The organism is Dongia sp. (genome assembly GCF_041910485.1).
Classification (GTDB): domain Bacteria; phylum Pseudomonadota; class Alphaproteobacteria; order Dongiales; family Dongiaceae; genus Dongia.
Genome location: NZ_JAYRQR010000062.1, coordinates 63830 through 87757, shown reverse-complemented (window position 1 = coordinate 87757; position 23928 = coordinate 63830). Strand labels below are relative to the sequence as shown.

The 23928-nt window shown below is 62.5% G+C and carries 22 protein-coding genes; 10 read left to right on the top strand and 12 right to left on the bottom strand.

Annotation, left to right across the window (positions count from 1 at the left end; genetic code table 11):
* Positions 1 to 690: 690 nt before the first annotated feature.
* The 3 genes from ACE3PP_RS20015 to ACE3PP_RS20005 all read left to right on the top strand — a co-directional run bounded on the left by ACE3PP_RS20015 (position 691) and on the right by ACE3PP_RS20005 (position 3865).
* A complete protein-coding gene (locus ACE3PP_RS20015) occupies positions 691 to 1254 on the top strand; it encodes a hypothetical protein (RefSeq protein WP_374385056.1) in 564 nt (187 codons plus the stop codon).
* A 201-nt stretch (positions 1255 to 1455) separates the two neighbouring features.
* Entirely contained in the window at positions 1456 to 2640 is a 1185-nt protein-coding gene (locus ACE3PP_RS20010) for a hypothetical protein (protein ID WP_374385055.1), read from the top strand.
* Between the two features lie 676 nt (positions 2641 to 3316).
* Positions 3317 to 3865, top strand: a complete 549-nt coding sequence (locus tag ACE3PP_RS20005) for a hypothetical protein (RefSeq protein WP_374385054.1) — start codon at positions 3317 to 3319, stop codon at positions 3863 to 3865.
* 86 nt (positions 3866 to 3951) lie between these two features.
* On the opposite strand, the gene yihA is transcribed toward ACE3PP_RS20005, so the two are convergent.
* Genes yihA through rpmH form a run of 5 tightly spaced genes read right to left on the bottom strand, consistent with a single transcriptional unit; the run spans position 3952 to position 7361 of the window.
* Complete coding sequence (yihA, locus tag ACE3PP_RS20000) at positions 3952 to 4593, bottom strand: ribosome biogenesis GTP-binding protein YihA/YsxC (RefSeq protein ID WP_374385053.1); 642 nt, start codon at positions 4591 to 4593, stop codon at positions 3952 to 3954.
* A gap of 22 nt (positions 4594 to 4615) precedes the next feature.
* On the bottom strand, positions 4616 to 6466 hold the full coding sequence (gene yidC, locus ACE3PP_RS19995) for a membrane protein insertase YidC (protein WP_374385052.1): 1851 nt from the start codon (positions 6464 to 6466) through the stop codon (positions 4616 to 4618).
* A gap of 48 nt (positions 6467 to 6514) precedes the next feature.
* Positions 6515 to 6811 carry a membrane protein insertion efficiency factor YidD gene (yidD, locus tag ACE3PP_RS19990; RefSeq protein WP_374385051.1) on the bottom strand — a complete coding sequence of 99 codons (297 nt, stop codon included), beginning with the start codon at positions 6809 to 6811 and terminating at the stop codon, positions 6515 to 6517.
* The gene (gene rnpA, locus ACE3PP_RS19985) at positions 6808 to 7173 is read right to left on the bottom strand and encodes a ribonuclease P protein component (protein ID WP_374385049.1); all 366 of its coding nucleotides are present in this window, start codon (positions 7171 to 7173) and stop codon (positions 6808 to 6810) included. Before rnpA ends, yidD begins: the two co-directional genes overlap by 4 nt.
* A 53-nt stretch (positions 7174 to 7226) precedes the next feature.
* On the bottom strand, positions 7227 to 7361 hold the full coding sequence (rpmH, locus tag ACE3PP_RS19980; protein ID WP_374385048.1) for a 50S ribosomal protein L34: 135 nt from the start codon (positions 7359 to 7361) through the stop codon (positions 7227 to 7229).
* A gap of 246 nt (positions 7362 to 7607) precedes the next feature.
* On the opposite strand from rpmH, the gene ACE3PP_RS19975 reads away from it, so the two are divergent.
* Positions 7608 to 8501, top strand: coding sequence for a diacylglycerol kinase family protein (locus ACE3PP_RS19975; protein WP_374385047.1), 894 nt, complete (start codon positions 7608 to 7610; stop codon positions 8499 to 8501).
* On the opposite strand, the gene ACE3PP_RS19970 is transcribed toward ACE3PP_RS19975, so the two are convergent.
* Positions 8491 to 8679 carry a hypothetical protein gene (locus tag ACE3PP_RS19970; protein ID WP_374385046.1) on the bottom strand — a complete coding sequence of 63 codons (189 nt, stop codon included), beginning with the start codon at positions 8677 to 8679 and terminating at the stop codon, positions 8491 to 8493. The two genes, ACE3PP_RS19975 and ACE3PP_RS19970, sit on opposite strands and share 11 nt — an antisense overlap.
* A gap of 108 nt (positions 8680 to 8787) precedes the next feature.
* Here ACE3PP_RS19970 and ACE3PP_RS19965 point away from each other — a divergent pair, with 108 nt between their 5' ends.
* Positions 8788 to 9672 (top strand): LysR substrate-binding domain-containing protein, encoded by an 885-nt coding sequence (locus tag ACE3PP_RS19965; RefSeq protein WP_374385045.1) that lies wholly within the window; start codon positions 8788 to 8790, stop codon positions 9670 to 9672.
* Positions 9673 to 9791: 119 nt separating this feature from the next.
* Positions 9792 to 11081: an MFS transporter gene (locus tag ACE3PP_RS19960; RefSeq protein ID WP_374385044.1), complete on the top strand. Its 1290-nt coding sequence runs from the start codon at positions 9792 to 9794 to the stop codon at positions 11079 to 11081.
* Here ACE3PP_RS19960 and ACE3PP_RS19955 read toward each other — a convergent pair.
* Positions 11075 to 11836 (bottom strand): methyltransferase domain-containing protein, encoded by a 762-nt coding sequence (locus ACE3PP_RS19955; RefSeq protein WP_374385043.1) that lies wholly within the window; start codon positions 11834 to 11836, stop codon positions 11075 to 11077. The genes ACE3PP_RS19960 and ACE3PP_RS19955 overlap by 7 nt on opposite strands.
* Positions 11837 to 11930: 94 nt before the next feature.
* Here ACE3PP_RS19955 and gloB point away from each other — a divergent pair, with 94 nt between their 5' ends.
* The gene (gene gloB / locus ACE3PP_RS19950) at positions 11931 to 12719 is read left to right on the top strand and encodes a hydroxyacylglutathione hydrolase (protein ID WP_374385042.1); all 789 of its coding nucleotides are present in this window, start codon (positions 11931 to 11933) and stop codon (positions 12717 to 12719) included.
* On the opposite strand, the gene ACE3PP_RS19945 is transcribed toward gloB, so the two are convergent.
* Positions 12716 to 13255 (bottom strand): PAS domain-containing protein, encoded by a 540-nt coding sequence (locus tag ACE3PP_RS19945; RefSeq protein WP_374385041.1) that lies wholly within the window; start codon positions 13253 to 13255, stop codon positions 12716 to 12718. The two genes, gloB and ACE3PP_RS19945, sit on opposite strands and share 4 nt — an antisense overlap.
* 199 nt (positions 13256 to 13454) lie before the next feature.
* On the opposite strand from ACE3PP_RS19945, the gene otsB reads away from it, so the two are divergent.
* Genes otsB through ACE3PP_RS19930 form a run of 3 tightly spaced genes read left to right on the top strand, consistent with a single transcriptional unit; the run spans position 13455 to position 17347 of the window.
* Positions 13455 to 14204, top strand: coding sequence for a trehalose-phosphatase (gene otsB, locus ACE3PP_RS19940; RefSeq protein WP_374385040.1), 750 nt, complete (start codon positions 13455 to 13457; stop codon positions 14202 to 14204).
* On the top strand, positions 14205 to 15998 hold the full coding sequence (locus ACE3PP_RS19935; RefSeq protein WP_374385039.1) for a glycoside hydrolase family 15 protein: 1794 nt from the start codon (positions 14205 to 14207) through the stop codon (positions 15996 to 15998).
* Positions 15983 to 17347 (top strand): trehalose-6-phosphate synthase, encoded by a 1365-nt coding sequence (locus tag ACE3PP_RS19930; RefSeq protein ID WP_374385038.1) that lies wholly within the window; start codon positions 15983 to 15985, stop codon positions 17345 to 17347. Before ACE3PP_RS19935 ends, ACE3PP_RS19930 begins: the two co-directional genes overlap by 16 nt.
* Here the strand turns inward: ACE3PP_RS19930 and msrA are convergent.
* The 4 genes from msrA to ACE3PP_RS19910 form a co-directional block, all read right to left on the bottom strand.
* Positions 17344 to 18000, bottom strand: a complete 657-nt coding sequence (msrA, locus tag ACE3PP_RS19925; RefSeq protein WP_374385037.1) for a peptide-methionine (S)-S-oxide reductase MsrA — start codon at positions 17998 to 18000, stop codon at positions 17344 to 17346. The genes ACE3PP_RS19930 and msrA overlap by 4 nt on opposite strands.
* A 78-nt stretch (positions 18001 to 18078) precedes the next feature.
* The gene (locus ACE3PP_RS19920) at positions 18079 to 21501 is read right to left on the bottom strand and encodes an error-prone DNA polymerase (RefSeq protein ID WP_374385036.1); all 3423 of its coding nucleotides are present in this window, start codon (positions 21499 to 21501) and stop codon (positions 18079 to 18081) included.
* Positions 21501 to 23078: a DNA polymerase Y family protein gene (locus ACE3PP_RS19915; protein ID WP_374385035.1), complete on the bottom strand. Its 1578-nt coding sequence runs from the start codon at positions 23076 to 23078 to the stop codon at positions 21501 to 21503. Before ACE3PP_RS19915 ends, ACE3PP_RS19920 begins: the two co-directional genes overlap by 1 nt.
* Positions 22963 to 23892 (bottom strand): ImuA family protein, encoded by a 930-nt coding sequence (locus ACE3PP_RS19910; RefSeq protein WP_374385034.1) that lies wholly within the window; start codon positions 23890 to 23892, stop codon positions 22963 to 22965. Before ACE3PP_RS19910 ends, ACE3PP_RS19915 begins: the two co-directional genes overlap by 116 nt.
* Between the last annotated feature and the right edge of the window lie 36 nt (positions 23893 to 23928).

The window sequence follows — 23928 nt, the reverse complement described above, 5'->3', positions numbered from 1 at the left end:
TGAAAAACGCGAAGGCGATTGCGATCGTTACGACTATCGAGGACACACTCTCGAAAATCCGAGGCGGACTTCCATTGGGCAACGCGCATTGTGATGAACGAAAATCGCACTCTGACCCCAATTCTTTTCCTCCATCGCCCACTGGAAGGTCACTTCCTCCCCTTAATATCTGGAACAATTAGCCATGTCAGATAGCGCGATAGCGCACAGTCATTTGATCGAAATAGATAGTGCTGGAACCCTGTCTATTTACCGGATATTCCCAAATCAGGCCGAGAAGCAGCTCTATACTTCAGTTCGACTTCCTCGAAAGAAAGTTCAGGAGGATAGAGAGGGATTCGAACAGTTTGCCCGGATTCTGGGGGAAAACATCTTATTAGATTCGCCACTAGCGAGGGATGCATTAGGTATCTAAGGGACGAAATCGGGGTCAGAGTGAGATTTCTTTTGTGCTGCCCTTTTATCGTCATCCCCGGGCGTGACCCGGGGATCGGGTTCGACTGGGCTATGTCTATCAGTTGCCGGCTGATGCCCGGGTCACGCCCGGGCATGACGTGAAGAACGAAAATCGCACTCTGACCGAGATTTGGATCGTTACGTCAAAAGCAAATTCAGAAAGAAGCCGATATGCGCAACTTGCTACACAGAATTTTGCCTCCCGTGCTCGCACTCGTCGGCAGATTACGGTCGGTGGCGACAGTTCTCACCTTGATTGTCTCAAGTGCTGCCTATCCCCAATGCGGACAGGCTCAAGAGAACACATTCTATGACCAGGTCGGCATGAGACCGGCAACTATGCTCGATATTGCTGCAGCATCGATCAATCTTAGTTTGCGCACAAATAGATGGAGCGATGACATAACTTTCCATGGATCAACCGTGGATCTAGAGTCTAGAGGCGCTGAGCTTCGGGTGACAACTATTTTTACGAAGGTTGATCCATCTGAAAGCGATTGTCTCGATTTATGGGAAGAAGTGCGCTTGGTACTTGCTCAAGCTCCCCCGGTCATTGTCAAAGACAAATCACATTTGAATCTCTGCAGTAGTTACGAACTCTTCTTTACCCCCGTAACAGCGAATATTGCAGATGCTGTGCTCCCCCCGAACGCCAGCCCGTGCAATATCACGACAATCTTCGTTGGCTTGAACAAGGCCGGTAACAAGCCCGGGACGCTCGAGCGGGTCGCATGCCTTGGAGCGTTCCTCAGCGACCGTCGAGACGTGGAAGTCAAGTGGTTCAAAATCGGAAACTAGTATGGAACTCGGGGCCAGAGCCTGATTCTTGCCCGCTTCCGCTCCCCACTCGTCGCCTACGCAACGTGCAAGACGATCAACGACAGGCGAGGCTGCTGCCCCGAGTAATGATCGCACTCAGGCCCTGATTTCGTAGCCCCGATTTCGACCCTATGAGGCGGCGAGGGAGTGATGATTTCGCCAAACTATGGAATGCGGCGCATGCTGACCAGAATGATCTATCTATCCGGAATCGCCCTCGTCTTCTCAAGCTGGGTTGGGCCGGCAACAGCGAATGATGAATCCTCCGCATGCGTCTCGCTCATCGCAAAGCTGAAGAGTTCGGCGAGCGGTTTCAATAGCAAGTCCAAAGACGGGGATGGTTTTGGCTTCATATACGACGCACTGAAGCTGAAAGAACCCATAGACCCACTAAGCGTCATGGATGCCGATAACCCTTTTGGCCAATTCCGTTTGAATGAGAACGACCTCGCCGCACTCTCTGAGATCGATTACAAGGCGCCTTTCTCAGATGTGACCATCTACAAAAGTTCGAAGAACCTAGTGATCGCGAACAAAGTCGTAGGATCGATGCAATGTAACTGGCCGGTTGTATTCGCGGTCAACAACGAGGAACTTTCGCTCAGGTCTGACTATAGCTCATTCTTGAGTGGGAAGGCGTCTGGCTGCGGAGATGACGCAACCTGTTCCTGCGGCCAAGGCTTCGAAATTTACGATGACGGCGCGGGAGTGGTTCCGCTCTTCGTCCGTATGGAAATTGATTATGCGCTTCTGCAGCATTCGTACCTGCTTGTGCCGATGCCGCTAAGCGGACTGCCGTCAACCGAAAATGCCAGTTGTCAGGTAAGAGTCAATTTCAAGGACGAGCTGTCATTTATCTGGCGTCGTGGTCACAGAACATCGGCGCATCACTTGGGTATTGAAGCTGTCATTCGAGAACTGGAACAAGCCTTGAAAGATGGGATTGAATTTGAGCAGGTTCAGAAAGTGCTTCGACGCCATGCACCAAGCGCAGATCACAAAGAACTACTCGGCATATTGAAATATCTTCGCGGCGGAAGTGAGGGGGCAGGTTCTATTGCTGACCAGATTCCCGACCCTGCCATTGTCCGTCTGTCGCTTGGCGATGCCTGCGAGGGTTGCAATGGGAGTAGGGATCAGCAGTTGCCTCGGTTCATTGCAAAGCCAACTTACTTTGGCGTGGTCGTTGACAATGAGGAGCTAGTGGTAGTGTACGGTGCCGGAACCAATGCTCCCTCCTCTTCGCGATCAGACGCACCTCCCGCATTCGGTATATTCGAATGGCGCGGTGGCGCGCTAACGCTGATCGCTGGCGCCGCTGCTGCACTGACGGGAACTTTTGTCGACGCCACAATGACCCATTAGGCAGAACGCACCTGACTGGGGGCGAACGCCTATTGGGTCGGGAAATCGGGGTCAGAGCGGGAAATCGGGGTCAGAGGGGAAATCGGGGTCAGAGCGAGATTTCTTTTGCGTCATCCCCGGGCGTGACCCGGGGATCGGGTTCGACTGGGCTATGTCTATCAGTTGCCGGCTGATGCCCGGGTCACGCCCGGGCATGACGTGACGAACGAAAATCACACTCTGACCCCGATTTTGCCGACCCCGTCCTCGTCTTGCTCGACGCTGAAAGACCCATGTCGCGATTGCTCATTGTCACGAAAGAAGGAATTTGGCTCTGTCTCCGATCCGCTCTAGTCACTCAACTTTAGGCGCAGCACTACGTACATATTTTGTCGCGATCGCGGCGGTGCTCGGTACCAGCCTCGCAACGACCAATGGCCCTAGCGTTGCGCAAGAGGTGCAACCCACTACACCGGATGTTCTTCAGTCCGTTCTATCTGATCCGATCATCAGGTCTCGGTACGCGAGGCTTTCTGAAGATGGCGTCGAGTGGTTTCATAATCTTGCAATGGTTTTGCCCAGCTTAATTTGGAGGCCTCTCAACAATGACGAGCCCGCTAAGATTCGCAGAAGAGATGAAAGGATCGAACTCTTCATCTTGGTACGTGACAAACTGAGTCCTTCTTTGGAAACCAGCTTGGATACCGAACTGGAGATCGTCTCTGCTTTCGTTGCTGCAAATGGAGGACCAGAGGAGGCGCCTTCTATTTCTCTTACCGCATCGAACTACTGGATCGTATTTGATGATTCGTCACGCGGAGAATCTCAGAAAATATTACGCCTTCTATCCGAAAAGTTCTTTGGGGGTAGCGAGCCGGCAACAAGGCGTTGGCTTGCGACGCGCAATGGCTCGTCCTGCACCGACTACTTGGCCATCAACAGCAGTTCGATAATCAAATCCGGAGTGACGTTAATAGATTCTTCGGCAGGTATCGATGAGCAATTGAAATGTATCAAAGTGGCCTACTTGAGACAAATTGGCATCAACGCGGATCTGCTGCTTGGGCAATCACCTTCGTCGACCCAGCTCACTCTCGAGGAGATATCGCGACTAGAAGGGCAATTGGTACAGTTGCTCTATGATCCACACCTGTCGCCCGGTCAGTCCGCAGTTGAAGCATATCCGATCATTGTTAGAGAGGCTTTGCGTCTGATTGATGAGCAAAGTGGTCGGGGAGGGCTATAGTTACCAGGGCCCCTGGGCCCATCTGCTCGGAAGCCGAATCTGTTCCGCAATTGGCCTCAGTTGGGGCCGCAAGGTTGCGCCCGCCCTTACCCCTGCTCGGCCAGCGTTGCCAGCGCGTCGCGCACGTCGCTCAAGCCAGCACCTTCTTCGGCGCTCGTGACCAGGATCTCGGGGTGCGCCGCCGGGCGGCGCTTGATCTGGTCCAGGAACTTCTGGCGGTTGGTCTCAAGGGGACCGGGCTTCAGCGTGTCGGCCTTGGTCATCACCACCTGATAGGAAAGGGCGAAGCGGTCGAGCAGATTCATGAGCTCGATATCGCTTTCCTTATAGCCGTGGCGGGCGTCGATGAGCAGCATCACGCGGCGCAAGTTCGCACGGCCGCGCACATAGCCCTCGATCAGTTCCGACCATTCCGCCTTCTTCGCCTTGCCGACTTTGGCATAGCCGTGGCCCGGCATGTCGACCAGGACCAGGACGCCGTCGAGGTCGAAGAAGTTGAGCTGCTGCGTACGCCCCGGCGTCTGCGAGACGCGGGCCAGCGTCTTGCGCCCCGTGAGCGCGTTGACGAGGCTCGACTTTCCCACATTCGAGCGGCCGGCGAAGGCCACTTCGATGGGACCCATCGGCGGCAATTGTTCAAGCGTCATCGCCCCGGCGACGAACTTGCACTCCTTGTGGAAGAGCTTGTCGCCCGGTGATCTTTCGCCCGCTTTGCGTTCGCCGCTCACGATATCCGATCCGCTGTCCGCGTCAGGCCTTTTTGGCCTGTTTGGGTTGCTTGGGCGGCGTCGTGCCGTGGCGGTACATGATGTAGCGCTGCTGGGCGATGGACAGCGTGTTGTTCCAGGCCCAATAGATGACGAGACCGGCCGGCATCGAGCCCAGCATGAAGGTGAAGACGAACGGCATCAGCGCGAACATCTTGGCCTGCACGGGATCGGGCGGCGTCGGGTTGAGGCGCATCTGGGCCCACATAGTGAAGCCCATGATCAGCGGCCAGACGCCGATCGAGACGAGGTGCAGGATGCTGCCGACGATCGGCATCGTGAAATAGAGATGCGGATCCCACGGGATGAGGCCGAACAGGTTGAGGAAGGTGGTCGGGTCCGGCATCGAAAGGTCATGGATCCAGCCGAAGAACGGCGCCTGGCGCATGTCGATGGTGACATAGAGCACTTTATAGAGCGCGTAGAAGACCGGGATCTGCACGACGATGGGGAGGCACCCTGCCGCCGGATTGACCTTCTCCTTCTTGTAAAGGGCCATCATCTCCTGCTGGAAGCGCGCCTTGTCCTCGCCATACTGTTCCTTCAGTTCGGCCATCTTGGGCTGCAGCGCCTTCATCTTGTTCATGGAGGCGTAGGATTTGTTGGCGAGCGGGAACATCACCGCCTTGACGCAGACGGTGAGGATCAGGATGGCCACACCCATATTGCCGATATAGCGCACGATCCAGTCGAGGAAGGCGTGCAGCGGCTTGGTGAGGAAGAAGAACCAGCCGAAATCGACCGCGCGCTCGAACAGCGGAATGCCCAGATTGTCGCGGTAATCCTCCAGCAGCTTCACTTCCTTGGCGCCGGCAAAGAGCTGGTGGGTGAAGCTGGCGCTCGCACCCGCCGCGACGTCGCGCATCTCGGCGGTGTAGTCGGCCTGATAGGAATCGAATTTCGGTTCGTAGAGATAGCGCGCGTTGATCTTGGCATCGGTCGGGGCCACTTCCGCGACCATCCAATATTTGTCCGAGATGCCGAGCCAGCCGCCGGTGCTGGTGAAGTTGATCGATTTCGATTCACCCGCGTCGGCATCCTCGGCGTGGCTCTTGACCGAGCCGTACTTCTCTTCATTGAGCGTACCGTCGAAGACGCCCATCGGCCCTTCATGCAGCACATAGGTCTGGCTGGGATGCGGCGGCAGGCCAAAGCGCACGACGCGCGAATAGGGGGCGAGCGAAGCGGCGGCGGCACCATTGTTGGCGACCGAATCCTCGACCTTGAACATGTAGCCGTCGTCGATCGAGATCTTGCGGGTGAAGGTCAGGCCCGCGCCATTGTTCCAGGTGAGGGTCAGCGGCGATTGCGGCGTCAGCGTGCTGCCTTGCGCCTGCCAGATCGTTTCGGGCCCCGGAACCGCCACGCCATTGCCGGCGACCCAGCCGGTCTCGGCGATATAGCCATGCTCGCTGTTGGCCGGCGTCAGCAGCACCACGTTCGGGCTGTCGGCCTCGATGGTCTCGCGATAGTTCTTGAGGACGAGGTCGTCGATGCGCCCGCCCTTCAAGGCGACCGAGCCTTTGAGCTTCGGCGCGTCGATGGCGACGCGCGGGCTCTGGACCAGGGCCTGCTCGCGCGGCAATTGCTGGGCGACGTTGGCGTCGCCCGGCGCCGTTGCCGTGGCGGCATTGCTGCCCGTCGTGGCGGGGGCCGTCGTCGTCTGGTTGCCGCTCGCCGCCTGCTGTTGTGCCAGTTCCGCCTGGGCCGCCTCATGCGCGGCGCGCAGCTTTTCCTGGCGCGGCATTTCGTAAAAGAACTGCCAGCCGAAGATGATCGCCGCCGACAAGGCGATGGCGATGATCATGTTCTTCTTGTCCGTCTGCGGCGTCATGGCGGCGATCTGGTCCCAGAGATAGAGGTTAGGGCGAAAAGAGGTTGGTTAGTGGTGCACGCGCGCGGCCCCGTGGCCGCAGGCGTCGCTATGAGCGTGATCTTCTTGCTGCGGCACCGGGTCATAGCCGCTGCCGCCCCAGGGGTGGCAGCGCATGAGGCGCCGCAGGGTGAGCGCCAGGCCCTTGATCAGGCCGTGCCGCTCGATGGCTTCGATGCCGTAGGCCGAGCAGGTCGGCTGATAGCGGCAATGGAATCCGACGAAGCCGGAAAGGGTCAGTTGGTATAGGCGGATCGGCAGGATGCCGACAAGCCGCCATCCGCGTTGGCGCGAGGCGGCGCTCATGACGCGCCGACGCCCAGTTTCTTGAGGCCGCGGCGGAAATCTTCCTTCAGCGCCTTATAGTCCCGCACCACCGTGGCGGGGCGCGCGATCAGCACCAGATCGGTCGGTTGCTGCGCCTGCGGCACGTCTTTGAGCACCTCGGCGGCGACGGCCTTCAGGCGCCGGCGCGCGCGGTTGCGCTTCACCGCGTTGCCGACCTTGCGGCTGGCGGTGAAACCAAGGCGGATGTCGATGTCCGAAGGGCGATCGGCGCGCGCATCAGCGCGCGCTTGAAGGACCAGGCCTGGCGCCACCCATTTGCGGTTCGCAGCGGCGGCGGCCAGGAATTCGGCACGCCGTTTCAGGCGGCCGAGGCGGGTCATCGTGCGGTGCTTGAGCTTTGATGAGCGTGTGGCGACAAGGCCGTCAGCGCCGGTTAGGCGCTGAGACGCTTGCGGCCCTTGGCCCGGCGCGCCGAGAGGACCTTCTGGCCGCCGGCAGTCGCCATGCGCGAACGGAAGCCATGACGGCGCTTACGGACCAGCTTGCTGGGCTGATAGGTACGTTTCACGGGTATTCTCCAAGAATTCAATCAGTTGCGGTTTGGCGCGGCTATATAAAGAAAGCCTCGGCCAGAGTCAACGCGACCCCGTCCCCAAACAGCGGTAAGGGCGTGCTTATAGGGCATCGGAACGGCCGCGTATAGGGTGAACCGACAATCGATTTTGTCGATGGATTTTAATGTTTTGATCGACTCTGGCGATTGGCGGGCAGGGGCGATTGGCGGGCGGGCGGCGGATGTTCTAGGGTCGCCGCCGTGACAGCCCGAATCGCCATCATCTTCAATCCCATCGCCGGCCGGCGCCGCCGCATCACCCTCGAGGATGTATGCGATCGCCTGACCGCGCGCGGCTGGGAGATCGAGCTCAAGCCCACGCGGGCGCGGGGCGATGCCGAGCGGATGGCGCGCGAAGTGGCTGATCTGCCAGCGGAATTGCGGCCGGACCTGCTCGCGGTCGCCGGTGGCGACGGCACCATCGGCGAGGCGATCAACGGCCTCATTGCCGGCACCACGACCCCGCCGCGCCTCGCCATCATCCCGATGGGCACCGCCAACGTGCTGGCCGCCGAAATCGGCCTCAAAGTGACCCCGGACGCCATCGCCGCCGCCATCGATGCGCGGAAATCGAAGCTCATTCATATCGGCCGGGCGAATGGCCGGGCCTTCACGCTGATGGCGGGGGTGGGGGTCGACGCGCATGTGGTGGCGGAACTCGACGTCGCCCTGAAGCGCCGCATCGGCAAGGGCGCCTATCTCTGGGGTGCTGCCAAGCAATTGTTTCGTTTCGGTTTTCCGACCTACAGTGTCGCGCTCGACGATGCGGCACCGGTCGCGGCGGCCTCGGTGATCGTTGCCAAGGGTCGCTTTTATGGGGGCCGCCATGTGGTGGCGCCGAAGGCGGATCTCACCGCGCCCAGCTTCGAAGTCTGCCTCTTCGAGCGGAAGGGCGCCCTTCATATGCTGCGCTACGCCTTGGCGCTGGGCCTTGGCCGCCTGCCGCGTGCCGACGGCTATCGCATTGTGACAGCTCGGAAAATTGCTATTTCCGGACCGGAGAAAGACCCGGTTCAGGGCGATGGCGACGTGCTGGGATATCTCCCCGCCGCGATCGACATCGCCCCCAACCCCATCGAACTCATCAGGCCGTAAAGCCCGACCAGGCGGCGGCATCCTGGGGAATGAGGAGCGGCTGCCCCTGCGGGGTATCGGTCGACAGCTTCAGGGCGGTGAGGACGATGGCCGCGACGATGAGGGCGGCGGCGATCGACGGGCCAAGACCCACCTCGTGCTGCCGCGGGGTGAGCTGCTGAAGGGTGAAATCGGACATCAAAACCTGCCTTTCGGGGTGTTTTCGGGTTGACGATTCCGATGTAATCCTCAAGGATCGTTTTGAAAAATTGGTAGTTCTTAACAGATACTTTTGAAAAACAGCACGATGCAGCTGACCAATCTGGACATGGATGTGCTGCGCAGCTTCGTCACCGGGACCGAGCTGGGGAGCTTCGCCAAGGCCGCCGAGCGCCTCGGCCGGTCGCAATCGGCGATCAGCCTGCAGCTCAAAAAGCTTGAGGATCAGGTCGGTGAAACGCTTCTCAAGAAGGAGGGGCGCGGCCTCGCTTTGACCCCGCCCGGCGAGATTCTGCTCTCCTATGCCAAGCGCATGCTGGAGCTGAACGACGAGGCGGTGGCCGCCACGCGCGGCGTCGCCGTCGAAGGCTGGGTGCGATTGGGTTTGGTGCAGGATTTCGCCGAAAGCTGGCTGCCCATTCTGCTCGGCCGCTTTGCCCGTGCGCATCCGCAGATCAAGGTCGATGTGCTGGTCGACCGCGGCGCCAACATGGCTGAGGCGGTCTCGAAGGGTGAGCTCGATCTGGCCCTGTGCTGGGGCGATTATCCGAGCCCGCGGCGGCAGAAAGTGGCCGAGATTCCGCTGCGCTGGATCGGTGCCGCGGATTTTGCCTTGCAGCCGGGCCAGCCCGTGCCACTCATCGCCTTCAAGCAACCCTGTACCTTCCGGGCGCGGGCGATCGAGGCGTTGGATGCTGCCGGCATGCCCTGGCGCATCGCCTTCACGAGCCCGAGCCTCGCCGGCCTCTTTGCCGCCGTCGAAGCGGGGCTCGGCGTCACGCCGCGGACGGCGGAAGGATTGCCGGCGCGGCTCAAATTGCTGGACGGGGCCAGCGGCCTGCCTGCGATGCGGCAGCCCATCGACCTCTTTCTCCATGTCGGTGCCGACACGCCGCCACCGGCCACGGCGCGCCTCAAGGAGGCGCTGATGGAGACCTTGTCGAGCAGCCTCATCGCGCGGCCTGCGGCATAGGCACGCAACGATCCTGCTTCGGGCACAGACGCCGTTGCAGGAAATGCAAAGCTCGTCGCTGCAATGCGGCAACTATAGTGCGGCCGATTTCATCCATCGCCTTTCCGCACGAGACCATCATGAACCAGCATCGGCCCCTGTCGGGCCAGGACGTGAAAACGCTGAGCCTTGCCGCCCTCGGGGGCGCGCTTGAGTTCTACGATTTCATCATCTTCGTCTTCTTCACCGCCGTGATCGGCCAGCTGTTCTTTCCGCCGGACATGCCGGACTGGCTGCGGCAGCTGCAATCCTTCGGCATTTTTGCCGCCGGTTATCTGGCGCGGCCGCTCGGCGGAATCATCATGGCGCATTTCGGCGATCTGTTCGGCCGCAAGCGCATGTTCGCCCTGTCGGTCTTCCTGATGGCGGTGCCGACCTTGCTGGTGGGCCTGCTGCCGACCTATGCCGCGATCGGTTATGCGGCACCGCTTCTGCTGCTGATCATGCGCATCATGCAGGGAGCCGCGATCGGCGGCGAGGTGCCGGGCGCCTGGGTGTTCGTCGCCGAGCATGTGCCGGCGAACCGTATCGGCTTCGCCTGCGGTCTTCTCACCTGCGGCCTCACCGCCGGCATCCTGCTGGGGTCCTTGGTCGCGACCGGTATCAACCGCTTTTACCTGCCGGAAGAGATCAGCGCCTTTGCCTGGCGCATTCCGTTCATTGCCGGCGGCATCTTCGGCCTGGTTGCAGTTTACCTGCGCCGCTATCTGGAAGAGACGCCCGTCTTCCAGGAAATTCGCGCGCAGAAAGCTTTGAGCGACGTGCTGCCGGTGAAGGCTGTCTTGCGCGACCATGCGCCTGCGGTGATCGTTTCGGCGCTGGCGACCTGGACGCTGACCGCCGGCATCGTCGTTTTCATCCTGATGACGCCGACCCTGCTGCAGAAGCTGCACGGCTTCCTGCCGGCCGATACATTGCCGGCCAATTCGGCGGCGACATTGACCCTGAGCATCGCCTGCGTGCTGGTGGGTGCGGCAAGCGATCGGTTCGGCCCGGCCCGCGTGATGCTGGTGGGCGGTGTGGCACTCGTCGGGAGCGGCTATCTACTCTATCTCGGTGTTGCCGCAGCGCCCGAATGGCTGCTGCCGCTCTATGCGCTGACCGGCTTCTGCGTCGGCACCATCGCCGCCGTGCCGGTCGTGATGGTGCGCGCCTTCCCGGCGGCGGTGCGCTTCAGCGGCATTTCATTCTCGTACAATGTCGCCTACGCCGTGTTCGGCGGTGTCACACCCTTGCTGGTCTCGCTGCTGACGCAGGCCGACCCGCTGGCCCCCGCGCATTACGTGACGCTGGCGGTCGTGATCGGCGTCGCTGCGGTGATCGTGGCACAAGCGCGGCGCCGGAGCCGCGGCCAAGCCGCTGCTTATTGAGACGCGTCGCTGCTATCGCGTGAGAGGCCGCGCGTTGCGGCAGTGGCCGGTACCGGCACCATCGCCGGCATCTGCCGGCGTGCGCGCTTCACCGGTATGGCGCCATAAACCTGCTTGGTCGCCTCGATAAGGATGCAGCCGGCAAGGCCGGGAAGGGCGTGCCGCGCGAACACTTCCCAACCGCCAGCGGCCCGCAGCCACGAGCGGTTGCGGAAGGGCAGGAAGAAGAGACTGCGTTCGGTCCTGAGCGGCGTGAAGGAATGATTGCGCAGGAGGCGCGAAGCCTGGCCTGCAGAATAAGGCTGGCCGAAACCGAACGGCGTCGATTCCAGCTGCGCCCAGAGGCTGCGGCGGTTGGGAACAACCAGCAACAATCGCCCGCCGCCGGCCAGAACACGCCAGGCTTCGCGCAGCATGTCGCCCGGATGGTCCGAGCCTTCGAGCCCATGCACCATCAGGATGCGGTCGACGGAATAATCCTGCAGCGGCAGTTCGGTCTCGTCGGCGAGTGCTGTCAGATTGGGCTCGTCGCTGGGCCAATGCACGACACCCTGGCCTGCGGGCATGATGGCGATGACGCGCTCGGCCTCCTCGCGAAAGGGCTGCAGGAAAGGTATCGCAAAGCCCAGGCCCAGCAGCGATTGGCCGCGCATGTCCGGCCACATGGAGCGGATGCGCGCCCGGAGCAGCTGGCGCGTCACCTTGCCGAGCGGCGTCTGGTAGAAATCGCGGACATCGACCACGTCCTGGAACAAGGTATCGAACTCGCCCTTTGTTGCTGTCGGCTATGATTATGGCATATCCGCTGATATCGTCAGCCGCTAAGTGAACAGGCGGCAAGGACCGGATATGAGCGCGCAGAAGAGCGAAAAAGCCCTGGAAATCGTCGTCTTCCCGATGTTGAGCGACAATTACGGCTTTCTGATCCACGAACCCCTCACCGGGGCCACGGCCGTGGTCGACCCGGCCGAAGCCGCGCCGACCCTGGCAGCCTGCGATGCCCGGGGCTGGCGACTGACACATATTTTCAACACGCACCATCATGGGGACCATGTCGGCGGCAATCTCGATCTGAAAGCCAAAACCGGCTGCACCATCGTGGGGCCGGCCTATGATCGCGACCGGATTCCGGGCCTTGATATCGCCGTCGATGAGGCCAGCGGGGCCGACCTCGGCAACCGTCATGCGAAAGTGTTCTTCGTGCCCGGCCATACGCGCGGGCACATCGCCTATTGGTTCGCCGAGGATGCGGCGCTCTTCTGCGGCGACACGCTTTTTGCGCTGGGCTGCGGGCGTCTCTTCGAAGGGACGCCTGCGCAGATGTGGCAGTCCTTGCTGAAGCTGCGGGCCCTGCCGGATGAGACCCGCGTCTATTGCGCCCATGAATATACGCAGTCGAATGCGCGCTTTGCCCTGGCGGCAGAACCGGAGAACGTGGCCTTGCAGCAAGAGGTGGCGCGCGTCAACGCGGCGCGCGCCAAGGGAGAGTTCACCATACCGTCGCTGCTCGGCCGCGAAAAGGCCTGCAACCCGTTTCTGCGCGCCGATGCGCCGAGCCTGCAGGCGCATTTCGGTGGCGCCGGCATGAAGGATGCGGATGTCCTGGGCGCCATCCGCGCCGCCAAGGATCGCTTCTAGGCCAAGAAGTGATGGGTATAGGCGATCAGTTTATTGATCCTGTCCCCATCGTCCGATAAGGGCAGAATGATCGTCTGTTCGTGACCGATGCGACCGCCCGGCGTCATGAAGCGGCGCTGCTCGAAACGCGCGGCGCGGCGATCGACGACATCCTGGTATGAGCCGATGGCAGCCTCGGCCGACGTCGCGTGGAAGCCGTCAGCAACGCCTTTTCCCGTCGGATCCCTGCCGCGCATCGCAACCTCGCGCGTGCCCAGCAGGCGATAGACGAAGCGCCGTTCATCTTCGACGACGTCAATGAGCGTGATGCCGGAAAGGAATGGCACCATCTCACTGGGATCGAAATCGCTGCGTGCCGGCAAGGCGCGTGCGCCACATTTTGATTGCCAGAAAAGAAAAAAGCCCTGGATGTCCGGATGGAATCTGTCATCCGGGGATATGGCGACATTGATGCCGACTTCCATCCGCATTTCACGCGCGCTGTTTGCGGCCGACGCTGCGGGCTTCTGAATGTCTGTGCGCGCGTTATCACTCATGCAGACAGCATATCGAAGAGATGCACCAATCCAAAGCTTTGTTCAAATTTGAGGGAACAGATTGGAGAGAAACGTGTTACTCTCCGGATAGTTCCCCTCATCAACCTGAAATCATTGCCGTCTTGGCGCAGTCATTCGCCGAGACAACGGGGCATTTCTTCAACAATTTCACCGTGAGCGCCGCAGACAATATTCCTTGATGCAAACTGAGCAATTCGTATCGGCACCAAGCCCGCGGGATGTCGATCTGACCAAGTGGGCGATCTTTCTGGATCTGGATGGAACGTTGCTCGACATCGCGGCGTCACCAGATTCTGTTCTGGTGCCGAAGAGGCTGATCGAGACTCTGGGGGCTTTGCGCTTGCGCACCGATGGCGCCCTGGCCGTGCTCTCGGGGCGGGATTTGCGCAGTATCGATCGTCTGTTGCACCCGTTGCTGATCACGGCGGGGGGCGAGCATGGCGCTGTGCTGCGCCTGCCTGATGGCGAGATCAGGGATGCAGCCGCCGGAACGACGGTGCCGATGGATTGGCGGCAAATCATTCACGCCGCGGCGGCAGATTGGCCGGGCGTTCTGATCGAAGAGAAAAAACATAGTGTGGCCCTGCATTACCGTGCCAATCCGGATCTCGGCGCGTCCGTGCTTGCCTTGCTGGAGACATTTGTCGCGCGCGATCCCAGTTTCGAGATCCTGCCGGCGCTGATGGCGCGCGAATTGCGGCATCGTTCGATCAACAAGGGCGTCGCCTTGGGGCGCATCATGGGTGTTGTGCCATTCAAGGGGCGATTGCCTCTGTTCATCGGCGACGATGTCACCGACGAAGATGCCATTCGCGCGGCACAGGAGATGGGCGGCATCGGCCTGCGCGTGCCGGAAGCCTTTGCCGGTGAACCGGTGCGGGTGCGTGGATGGTTGGCGCAATTGGCTGAATTGGACGTAGGAGAGTAGATGACGCAGCTTGATCTTGGTGTCATTGGCAATGGAGCGGTCGCTAGCCTGATCGACCGGAACGGTCGGCATCAATGGTTCTGCTTTCCGCGCTTTGATGCCGATCCCCTGTTCAACGCACTGGTGAACGGCGTCGATCCGGACGCCGGCTTTGCCGATATCGAGATCGTCGGTGGCAAGGCGACCGGGCAGGCTTATCTGCGCAACACGGCGATCCTCGAGACCGTCTTTGCAGATGAGCATGGCAATTCGGCACGTGTCACCGATTTTGCACCGCGCTTCATCCGCTTCGGGCGCTTTTTCTGTCCGCCGATGCTGATCCGCCGCATCGAGCCGCTGACCGGCCGCTGCAGGATCAAGGTGCGCTATCGACCAACCTTCGACTATGGCGTGACGAAACCCAAGGTCATGGTCGGCAGCAACCATTTGCGGTTCGTCGGTACCGAGACGAATTTGCGGATCACCACGGATATGCCGGTGAGCTATCTGGCCAATGAAGTCGAGTTTCTGCTCGACCGGCCGGTCAATCTCATCGTCGGGGCCGACGAACCCGTGCAGGAGGCTCCGCAGGCGCTGGTGGCGGACTTTTTGGAGCAGACGGCACATTACTGGCGGGACTGGGCGCGGGATCTGGCCGTGCCGTTCGACTATCAGGAAGCCATCATCCGCGCGGCGATCACACTGAAGCTCTGCACGTTCGAAGATACCGGCGCCATCGTCGCCGCCTTGACGACGTCGGTGCCGGAATCGGCCCATTCGGGCCGCAACTGGGATTATCGCTATTGCTGGCTGCGCGATTCCTATTTCACCGTGACGGCACTCAATCGGCTGGGTGCCACGCGCACGATGGAAAACCATGTGCGTTTCATCCTCAACGTCGTGCTCAATGCCGGCATCTCGCCCGAAGTGCCGCTCTATCCCATCGTGCCGGGCGTCGATGTGAGCGAGCACGAGGCCAAGGCGCTGGCCGGATTTCGGGGCATGGGGCCGGTACGCGTCGGCAATGCCGCAGTTATCCAGCGTCAGCATGACGGTTACGGCTCGATCATCCTGACGGCTGCGCAGATGTTCTATGACGAGCGGCTGCCCAAAGTCGGCGATCTCGACCTCTATCGGCAATTGCGACCGATCGGCGATCTGGCGGCTGCGGCGGCCTTGGCGCCGGATGCGGGGCTTTGGGAATATCGCGGGCGGACGGCCGTCTTCACGCATTCAGCCGCCATGTGCTGGGCGGCCTTGCATCGGTTGGGCCTGATTGCCGGAAAAGTCGGCGAGATCGGGGACAGGGACCGTTGGCTGCATCTTGCCGCGAACCTGCGGGACACCATCCTGAAGCGCGCCACATCCGCGACCGATGGCTGGCTGGCGGGCGCGCTCGACAGTACTGTCTGCGATGCCGCGGTGCTGACACTGCCCGAAATCGGGCTGCTGCGGTATGACGATCCGCGTTTCCTGAGAACGATGGAAGTGATCGAGCAGCGCCTGATGCATGAGGGTTTCCTCATGCGCTATGACGCCGCCGACGATTTCGGCAAACCGGAAACGGCATTCCTCGTTTGCAGCTGGTGGTTCATCGATGCGCTGGCCGCGACCGGCCGCCGGGCCGAAGCCAAGGAATTGTTCGACCGTATCCTGGCACGGCGCAATCATTTGGGTCTGCTGTCGGAAGATCTCGACGGCAAGACCGGCATGCTGTGGGGGAATTTCCCGCAGACCTTTTCGATGGTGGGCATGCTTCTTTCTGCCATGCGCCTCAGTCGCAGCTGGGAGGAGGGCCTATGGCGCGCGTCGTAATCGTTTCAAACCGTGTTCCGCTGCCAACCGAACGCGGTGCCCGCGCCGGCGGGCTTGCCGTCGGCATCGCCGATGCGCTGAAGGATGGCGGCCTGTGGTTCGGGTGGAGCGGGCAGGTGGCGCCGGGGTCGCATCACCCCGTGCGCAAGGTGGAAGCGGGCGGCGTTACCTATGCGACCATCGACCTCAATCAGGAAGATTACGATCGCTTCTATGTCGGCTACGCCAATTCGACCTTGTGGCCGTTGCTGCATTTCCGCTTGGGGCTGATCGATTTCAAGCGCGAGGATCTCGACGGGTATTTTTCGGTCAACCGGACCTTCGCCGCGGCGCTGGCCTTGGAATTGAAGCCCGACGATATCGTCTGGATCCATGACTATCACCTCATTCCGCTGGGCGCCGAGTTGCGGCGGCTCGGGGTGCGCAACAGGCTGGGGTTCTTTTTGCACATACCCTTTGTGCCGGCCTCGTTGTTTGCGGCACTGCCGCAAGGGGAGGCATTGCTCAGGGCCTTTCTTGCCTATGATGTGGTCGGCCTGCAGACCGAGGAGCATCGGCGCGATTTCCTCGATTCCGTGCGGCAGATGCTGGGGCTCGAGGCGGACGCCGATGGCCGCATCGCGACGGCCGATGGAACCGCGCGCGCCATTGCCAATCCGATCGGGATCGACGCGAGGTCCTTTGCCGCGATGGCGACGAAAGCGGAGCGCTCGCCGGAAACACGCAGGTTGCTTTCGAGCCTGGTCGGCCGCGATCTGGTCATCGGCGTCGATAGGCTGGATTATTCAAAAGGATTGCCGCACCGCTTCACCGCGTTCGGGAAGCTGTTGCACGATTTCCCCGAGCACCGCCAGAAGGTCAGCTATCTTCAGGTGGCGGCGAAGAGCCGCGAGGATGTTTCCGAATATCAGGCCTTGCGGCGCGAACTCGACCGCAAGGCCGGCAATATCAACGGCCGCTACGCCGAGTTCGACTGGGTACCGCTGCGATACATGACGCGGCCGATGTCGCGGACAACGCTTGCGGGTTTCTATCGCGCGGCGCGGGTGGGATTGGTGACGCCGTTGCGCGACGGGATGAACCTTGTCGCCAAGGAATTCGTCGCGGCGCAGGACCACGGCAATCCCGGCGTCCTCATTCTGTCACGCTTTGCCGGGGCGGCCGAGGATCTCACCGAAGCGCTGATCGTCAATCCCTATGATCCGGCCGAGATCACCGAGGCGATGCACCAGGCGCTCACGATGAAGCTGGACGAGCGGCAGGATCGCATGGAGCGGCTGCGCGCCCGCGTCTTCACCAACACGGCGGAGAGCTATTGCCGCAACTTCCTCGCGGCACTCGCGGCCTAGGCGTCGATGCCGATACCGATCGGGCAGGCCACACCCGTGCCGCCGAGGCCGCAATAGCCGCCGGGATTCCGGGCGAGATATTGCTGGTGGTAGTCTTCCGCGAAATAGAAGGGCGGTGCGGCGGCGATCTCGGTGGTGATGGTGCCCCTGCCGGCCTGCAGCAGCGCCGCCTGATAGGCATCGCGGCTGGCAACGGCCTCGTCCTGCTGTGCCGTCGAATGCGTGTAGATGGCGCTGCGGTATTGCGTGCCGACATCATTGCCCTGGCGCATGCCCTGTGTGGGGTCATGGCTCTCCCAGAAGGTCTTCAGGAGATCGGCATAGCGGATCTGGGCGGGGTCATAGACCACGCGCACGGCCTCGGTATGGCCGGTCATGCCGCTGCAGACTTCCTCATAGCTGGCATTGGGCGTGATACCGCCCTGATAGCCGACGGCGGTGACGTAAACGCCGGGCAGCTGCCAGAATTTGCGCTCGGCGCCCCAGAAGCAGCCGAGGCCGAAATCGGCCACTTCCAACCCTTGCGGATAGGGGCCGGTGAGCTTCTGGCCGGTGATGAGATGCGGCTGGGTAATGGGCATCGCCGCCGCGCGGCCGGGGAGGGCGGTCGCGGCATCGGGCAGCGCCAGGGGCTTGCGGGCGAAAGAGAACATGCGCGGGGCTCCGTTTCGTGTGGCTCTCTATATGGGGCTTTACGTGCCGGCTGCCAAGGTCGTTACGGGTGGCGGCTTTCAGTGAAAATCCCTGCTGCGGGTGTGGAGAGCGGGGCGTTGGCGCGGATCGCCGCCATTCGGGCGGGCCACTTCATCGGCCCGGGCAAGGGGTGGAGTGAAATGATTCTCCTGCGCCTCATGCAGGCGGCCCAGAAGATCGCTCAGGTCGATGAGGCGGTCGGCGACCACATGGACGACCTGGTGCGGCGCCTTCCCTTCGATCTGCACGCGCCCGGTGCAGCCCATGAGCTTCGAGCCCATGAGGATGGCGCGGTGCTGGTCGAAGATCTTGGGCCAGACGACGAGGTTGGCGACACCGGTTTCATCCTCGAGCGTCACGAAGATGACGCCGCTGGCCGTGCCCGGCCGCTGGCGCACCAGGACGAGGCCGGCGACGAACACCTTCTCGCCGTTGCGCATGTGGCCGAGCTTGCGATGGGCGACAATGCCGCGCCGGTGGAAGATGTCGCGCAGGAAGGCGACGGGGTGACGCTTCAGGGAGAGATGCAGCGTCTGGTAATCCTCGACCACATGCTGCGAGAGCGGCATGTCGGGAAGATCGGCTTTGGCCTGATATGGCGCTTCGAGATCGGCAAAGAGCGGCAACGGCGCTTCGCCGAGCGCCTTCACCGCCCACAGGGCCTGGCGCCGGTCGAGCCCCAATGAGCGGAAAGTGTCGGCCTCGGCAAGGCGCGCGAGGCTCTTAGGCGAAAGGCCGGAGCGGCGCCACAGATCATCGACGCTCTGATAGCCACCGTCGCGCAAGGAAATGAGGCGCAGCATCTCCGCGCTCTGCAGGCCGTCGATCTGGCGAAGCCCTAAGCGCAGGATCGGTCCGTTGGCGGCGCGGCGGCGATTGTCGGCAAAGTCCTGCGCGAAATCGGTTGGGCGGCCGCCACCTTCGAGCGTGCAATCCCAGTTGCTGAGATTGATGTCGGCGCTCTTGATGCGGACACCGTGATCGCGCGCATCGCGCACGATCTGCGCCGGCGCATAGAAGCCCATCGGCTGGCTGTTGAGGAGGGCGGCCGCGAAGACCGCCGGATAATGGCATTTGAGCCAGGCCGAGACATAGACGAGGAGCGCGAAGCTCGCGGCATGGCTTTCGGGGAAGCCGTAATTGGCAAAGCCTTCGATCTGCTTGAAGCAATCCTCGGCGAAACCGGCTTGATAGCCGTTGCGCAGCATGCCGCCGATGAACTTGTCGCGATAGTTCTGGATGGTGCCGACTTTCTTGAAGGTTGCCATCGCACGGCGCAGCTCGTCGGCTTCGTCGGCGCTGAAGCCGGCGGCGACGATCGCCATCTTCATGACCTGCTCCTGGAACAGCGGCACACCTTCGGTTTTCTGGAGGATGGCGCGCAGTTCCTCCTTGGGCGGGTCGGCTTTCTCCTCGCCGTTGCGGCGGCGCAGATAGGGATGGACCATGTCGCCCTGGATGGGACCGGGCCGCACGATTGCCACCTCGATGACCAGATCGTAGAAGGTGCGGGGTCTGAGGCGCGGCAGCATGCTCATCTGCGCGCGGCTCTCGACCTGGAAGACGCCGATCGAATCCGCCCGGCACAGCATCTCGTAGGTCATGGGATCGTCCTGCGGGATGGTGGCGAGATTGTAGCGCTTGCCATAGACTTGGTGGATGAAGTCGAAGGCGCGGCGGATGCAGCTCAACATACCAAGGGCCAGGATATCGACCTTGAGGAGACCCACGGCGTCGAGATCGTCCTTGTCCCACTGGATGATGGTGCGGTCCGCCATCGCCGCATTCTCGATGGGGACGAGGCGCGAAAGCGGTCCCTTGGAAATGACGAAGCCACCGACATGCTGCGAGAGATGCCGCGGCGTGCCGATGAGTTCGCCGGCCAGCCGCACCGTGAGGGCGAGGCGCGGATCGGTCGGATCGAGACCGACTTCCGCGATCTGCCGGTCGGTGAGGCTGCGGCTGGAAATGCCCCAGACCGTCTTTGAAAGGCGATTGAGGACATCTTCCGACAGCCCCAGCGCCCGCCCCACATCGCGCAGCGCCCCGCGCGCGCGATAGCAGATGATTGCGGCGGCAAGGCCGGCCCGGTCGCGGCCATATTTCCGATAGATGTACTGGATGACTTCCTCGCGCCGCTCATGTTCGAAATCGACGTCGATGTCGGGCGGTTCCTTGCGCGCGGCGCTGATGAAGCGTTCGAACAGCAGGTCGACCTTTGTGGGATCGATCGAGGTGATGCCGAGGCAGAAGCAGACGACGGAGTTGGCTGCCGACCCACGCCCCTGATGCAGGATGTTCTCCCGGCGCGCGAAGCGGACGATGTCGTGGACGGTCAGGAAATAGCGCGCATAGTCGAAGCGCGCGATGAGATCGAGCTCATGGGCGATCTTGGCACGGATGCCGGCTGGGACACCCTGCGGATAGCGCCACCGGGCGCCTTCCTCGACGAACGCCTTGAGGCTTTCCAGCGGCGTCTTTTCGGGCGTCACCACCTCTTCCGGATATTCGTATCTGAGTTCGTCGAGGGAGAAGGTGCAGCGCGCGGCAATCTCGTTCGACCGGGCGACAGCATCCTCTAGCCCGCGGAAGAGCCGGCGCATCTCGGCTCCATCCTTCAAATGCCGCTCAGCATTCTTCTCAAGGCGAAAGCCGGCATCGTCGATGGTGCAGTGATGCCGCACGCAGGTCAGCACATCGAGCAGGATTTTCCGCGCGGGGAGATGATGGCGGACCTCGTTGATGGCGATGGTGCGGAGGTCCGCCGCATCGGCCAATTGCTGCCATTCCCGCAGCCGCCTTGCATCGTCGCCATGATAATAATGGGTGAGGGCGAGATAGCCGTCGGCGCCGAAATCGGCACGGAAGCGGTGGAGGAAGGTGGTGAGAGTCTTCACTTGTTCACCCCCCACCCTAACCCTCCCCCTCAAGGGGGGAGGGGATTGCAGCGAGACTGGATGCTGTGATGAGGCTCTTTCTTCTCCCTCCCCCCTTGAGGGGGAGGGCGGGGTGGGGGGTAGAGAAGGCACGACAATGGCGAGGAAGCCTTGCTTCATCTCGGTGAAATCGGCGTAGTCGAGATGGCATTCACCCTTGGGCGCGCGGCGGCGGCCACGGGTGAGCAGTTCGCACAGCCGCCCATAGGCCGCGCGATCGACGGGATAGGCGAGAATGTCGGGCGCGTCGCGGAAGCTCAAGCGGCAACCTACCACCAGGCGGATACCGGTCTCCTTGCAGGCGACATGGGCGCGCACGATGCCGGCAAGCGAATTGCGGTCGGCGATGCCGATGGCGCGCATGCCGAGTGCCGCCGCCGTTACCGCCAGTTCGGCCGCATGGGACGCCGCTTCGAGAAAGCAGTAATTGGTCATGGCGGAAAGCTCGACATATTCGACCACCGGCGCGTCGCCATGTGACGCACGCGGCCGTTCGGGAAGGGCGATGATGTTGTCCGCCGCCATCAGGCGAAGATTCCGTGCAGGAACCAGCGCGGCGGCCGTGCCGTATCCTGCGCGTAAAGGCCGCTGCGGAAGAGCCAGAAGCGGCGCCCATCCTCGATCTCGACGCGGTAATAGTCGCGCGTCTCGCCGCGCGCATCCATCTGTTGCCACCATTCGGGCCGGATGCGCTCGGGCCCCTCGGCCTTGGCGACGCGGTGCTGCACATGGCGCCAGCGGAAGGAAAGCGGCGGATCGTCGGGAACCGGCGCCATCGCCTCGATCGGTTCGGGCGGCGAGAGCAGGCGGATGGGGCGCGGCGGCAGATCGGCCGACCAATCATTCCCGTGCCGCGACAGCGGTGGCACGAAGGCCACGGCGCGTTCTGGCACATGGCTGGCGACCGCCTGCGGAACGGTGACGCTGCCGGCACCCAGCCGATTGGTGAGCCGGTCGATCAAGGGGGCGAGATCGGCCGCCGCGAGCAAGGCATTGCGCCGGTCGAAATCGGCCTGGGTGGGCACGATCTTCTCGGAGAGGATCGCGCTCAGGCTCATGCGCTCGATGCCGGGGCCGGGGTCGATCGTTTCCAGCTTTTCCGTGATGAGTTTCAGAAGATGCTTCTGGTCGCAATTGGGCTGTGCGGTGCCGACGATGAGGCCCGGCGCCTCGTCATCAAGGCGGTGGCAGATGAGGCCGAGGCGGCGCGCGCCCAGTTGCTGCACACTCAGTTCCTTGAGGAGCCGCGCGAGCAGGATCTCGACGGCGCGGGCGATCTGCTCCGGCGTCGCGATCGGCTCGGCGAACACCAGGCTGACGCGATGATCGGGCTTTGGCGCCAGCGGCGAGAGGCTTTCGGCCGCATAGCCCAGCGCCTGGTCGAGGCGCGTGAGCAACAGGGCCCCGAAACGCTTCACCAGATCGGCGCGCGGCAGCGGATAGAGCGCGCCGACATGCCGCAGTCCCAAGCGGTCGAGCCCTGCCGCAGTCGCTTCATCAAGGCGCAGCGCCCGGACGGGGAGGCTATGCAATGCTGCCCCGATACTGCCCGGCGGGATGATCGACTTGTCGCCACCAAAGCGCGCGCTGGCCCAGGCGGCGCCGATCGTGCCGGCGATGGCGGCGCGCGCGCTGAAGCCCTGGCGGGCGAGGCGGAAGAGCGCGTCCTCCATCAGCTTCGCCTCGCCTTTCCAGAGATGCGCGCAGCCGGTGATGTCGATCATCAGCCCGTCGGGCGCATCGGGCGCGGCGTAAGGTGAGAAGCGCGTCGCCCACGCCGCCAAGGCATGGAGGCGCGCTTGATCGCCGGCGGGATCGGCCGGTTCAACGCGCGCCCCCGGCACGCAGGCCAGGGCATCGGCCAGGCGCTGGCCGGGATAAAGACCCAGCGCCAATGCCGCATCGTCGGCGGCGTGGACGAGGCGCAGATTGCCGCTGCTGCGCACCAGCAGCAGCGGTGTCGCGTTCGCTTCATCCGCCGCGGCATCACCCCGTGGCGCGCTTGGGGCGGAGGCCATCTGCTGACGCTGCTGGCGGCGCCGGCAATCGGTCGCCCAGCGGGGCAGGAACAGGCTGAGAAAACGCCGCTTCTCGCCATCCATCTGCTTGCTCCTCAATGAGCCAGGTTGCGGGCCGGCCGCCACGGCAGCGCCACAAATCGAGACGCCAGCGCAAGGGGCCAGGAAGGATCGGGTGCGGCGGTGCCGCCATGCCGGTGGAGGGTGCTGCGGCAATGCGCCAGCGCGTCATCGCGGCGCTGGGCTGTTGCACCAGGCGCCGCATCTCGCCGCCCCGGCTGTCGCGGCGGATGAGCAAGGTGGGAACGCCGCTCTTTTCAGCCGCCAATTGCAGGCGCCGGCTTTGCGTGAGGTCGAGCGCGCCGATCTCGCCCACCACGGCAATGAGGCCCGCCGCGCCGGGATGCTGGCAGCGCAATGCCTCCTCGATCGCCCAGAGCGCATCGGTATTGCGCCGCACATTGAGGTGGAGCAGGTGTCTGGGGTCGAAGCCGGCGGCGGGAAGGGCGCGCGCATAGAGATCGCGCCGCCGTGCCACCCACAACACGCTGCCACCTTCGTTCCGGTTCGCCGGCGAGAGGCGCAGGCGCCGGCCGATCAGCCGAGCGACGGCCGCTGCAGGCAGGCTCGCCTCCTCAAGGTCAGGACCGTCGCCGGCAAATTCATGCAGCGCCCCCCAGGCCAGCCCACCGCCCGGCAGATGCCGGTCGATGGCGGCGAGGCCCCAATCCAGCACGCGCGGCCCGCGATGCGACCCCAGATCCGCTGCCGGCAGCTTTTCCAGCAGAGCCACCTGCCGGCGCAGGGCAACGAGCCCCAATGGCTGCGAAGCGGGGCTCTGGCCGGGCTGGGCGCCAGGGGAGGAGATGGGGGTGTTGATGGTTTTTGCTCGGGTCATATTCTGTTTTTGTTCTCTATCTGGGAAGAGTCAAGG

What these genes read in the sequence shown, in the direction of transcription:
- ACE3PP_RS20010 (WP_374385055.1), top strand. Translation starts at nt 1,456, where the DNA reads ATGCTGACCAGAATGATCTATCTATCCGGAATCGCCCTCGTCTTCTCA.
- yidC (WP_374385052.1), bottom strand. Translation starts at nt 6,466, where the DNA reads ATGACGCCGCAGACGGACAAGAAGAACATGATCATCGCCATCGCCTTG.
- yidD (WP_374385051.1), bottom strand. Translation starts at nt 6,811, where the DNA reads ATGAGCGCCGCCTCGCGCCAACGCGGATGGCGGCTTGTCGGCATCCTG.
- rnpA (WP_374385049.1), bottom strand. Translation starts at nt 7,173, where the DNA reads ATGACCCGCCTCGGCCGCCTGAAACGGCGTGCCGAATTCCTGGCCGCC.
- ACE3PP_RS19970 (WP_374385046.1), bottom strand. Translation starts at nt 8,679, where the DNA reads ATGTCCGATTTCACCCTTCAGCAGCTCACCCCGCGGCAGCACGAGGTG.
- ACE3PP_RS19965 (WP_374385045.1), top strand. Translation starts at nt 8,788, where the DNA reads ATGCAGCTGACCAATCTGGACATGGATGTGCTGCGCAGCTTCGTCACC.
- ACE3PP_RS19960 (WP_374385044.1), top strand. Translation starts at nt 9,792, where the DNA reads ATGAACCAGCATCGGCCCCTGTCGGGCCAGGACGTGAAAACGCTGAGC.
- gloB (WP_374385042.1), top strand. Translation starts at nt 11,931, where the DNA reads ATGAGCGCGCAGAAGAGCGAAAAAGCCCTGGAAATCGTCGTCTTCCCG.
- ACE3PP_RS19945 (WP_374385041.1), bottom strand. Translation starts at nt 13,255, where the DNA reads ATGAGTGATAACGCGCGCACAGACATTCAGAAGCCCGCAGCGTCGGCC.
- otsB (WP_374385040.1), top strand. Translation starts at nt 13,455, where the DNA reads ATGCAAACTGAGCAATTCGTATCGGCACCAAGCCCGCGGGATGTCGAT.
- ACE3PP_RS19935 (WP_374385039.1), top strand. Translation starts at nt 14,205, where the DNA reads ATGACGCAGCTTGATCTTGGTGTCATTGGCAATGGAGCGGTCGCTAGC.
- ACE3PP_RS19930 (WP_374385038.1), top strand. Translation starts at nt 15,983, where the DNA reads ATGGCGCGCGTCGTAATCGTTTCAAACCGTGTTCCGCTGCCAACCGAA.
- msrA (WP_374385037.1), bottom strand. Translation starts at nt 18,000, where the DNA reads ATGTTCTCTTTCGCCCGCAAGCCCCTGGCGCTGCCCGATGCCGCGACC.
- ACE3PP_RS19920 (WP_374385036.1), bottom strand. Translation starts at nt 21,501, where the DNA reads ATGGCGGCGGACAACATCATCGCCCTTCCCGAACGGCCGCGTGCGTCA.
- ACE3PP_RS19915 (WP_374385035.1), bottom strand. Translation starts at nt 23,078, where the DNA reads ATGGATGGCGAGAAGCGGCGTTTTCTCAGCCTGTTCCTGCCCCGCTGG.
- ACE3PP_RS19910 (WP_374385034.1), bottom strand. Translation starts at nt 23,892, where the DNA reads ATGACCCGAGCAAAAACCATCAACACCCCCATCTCCTCCCCTGGCGCC.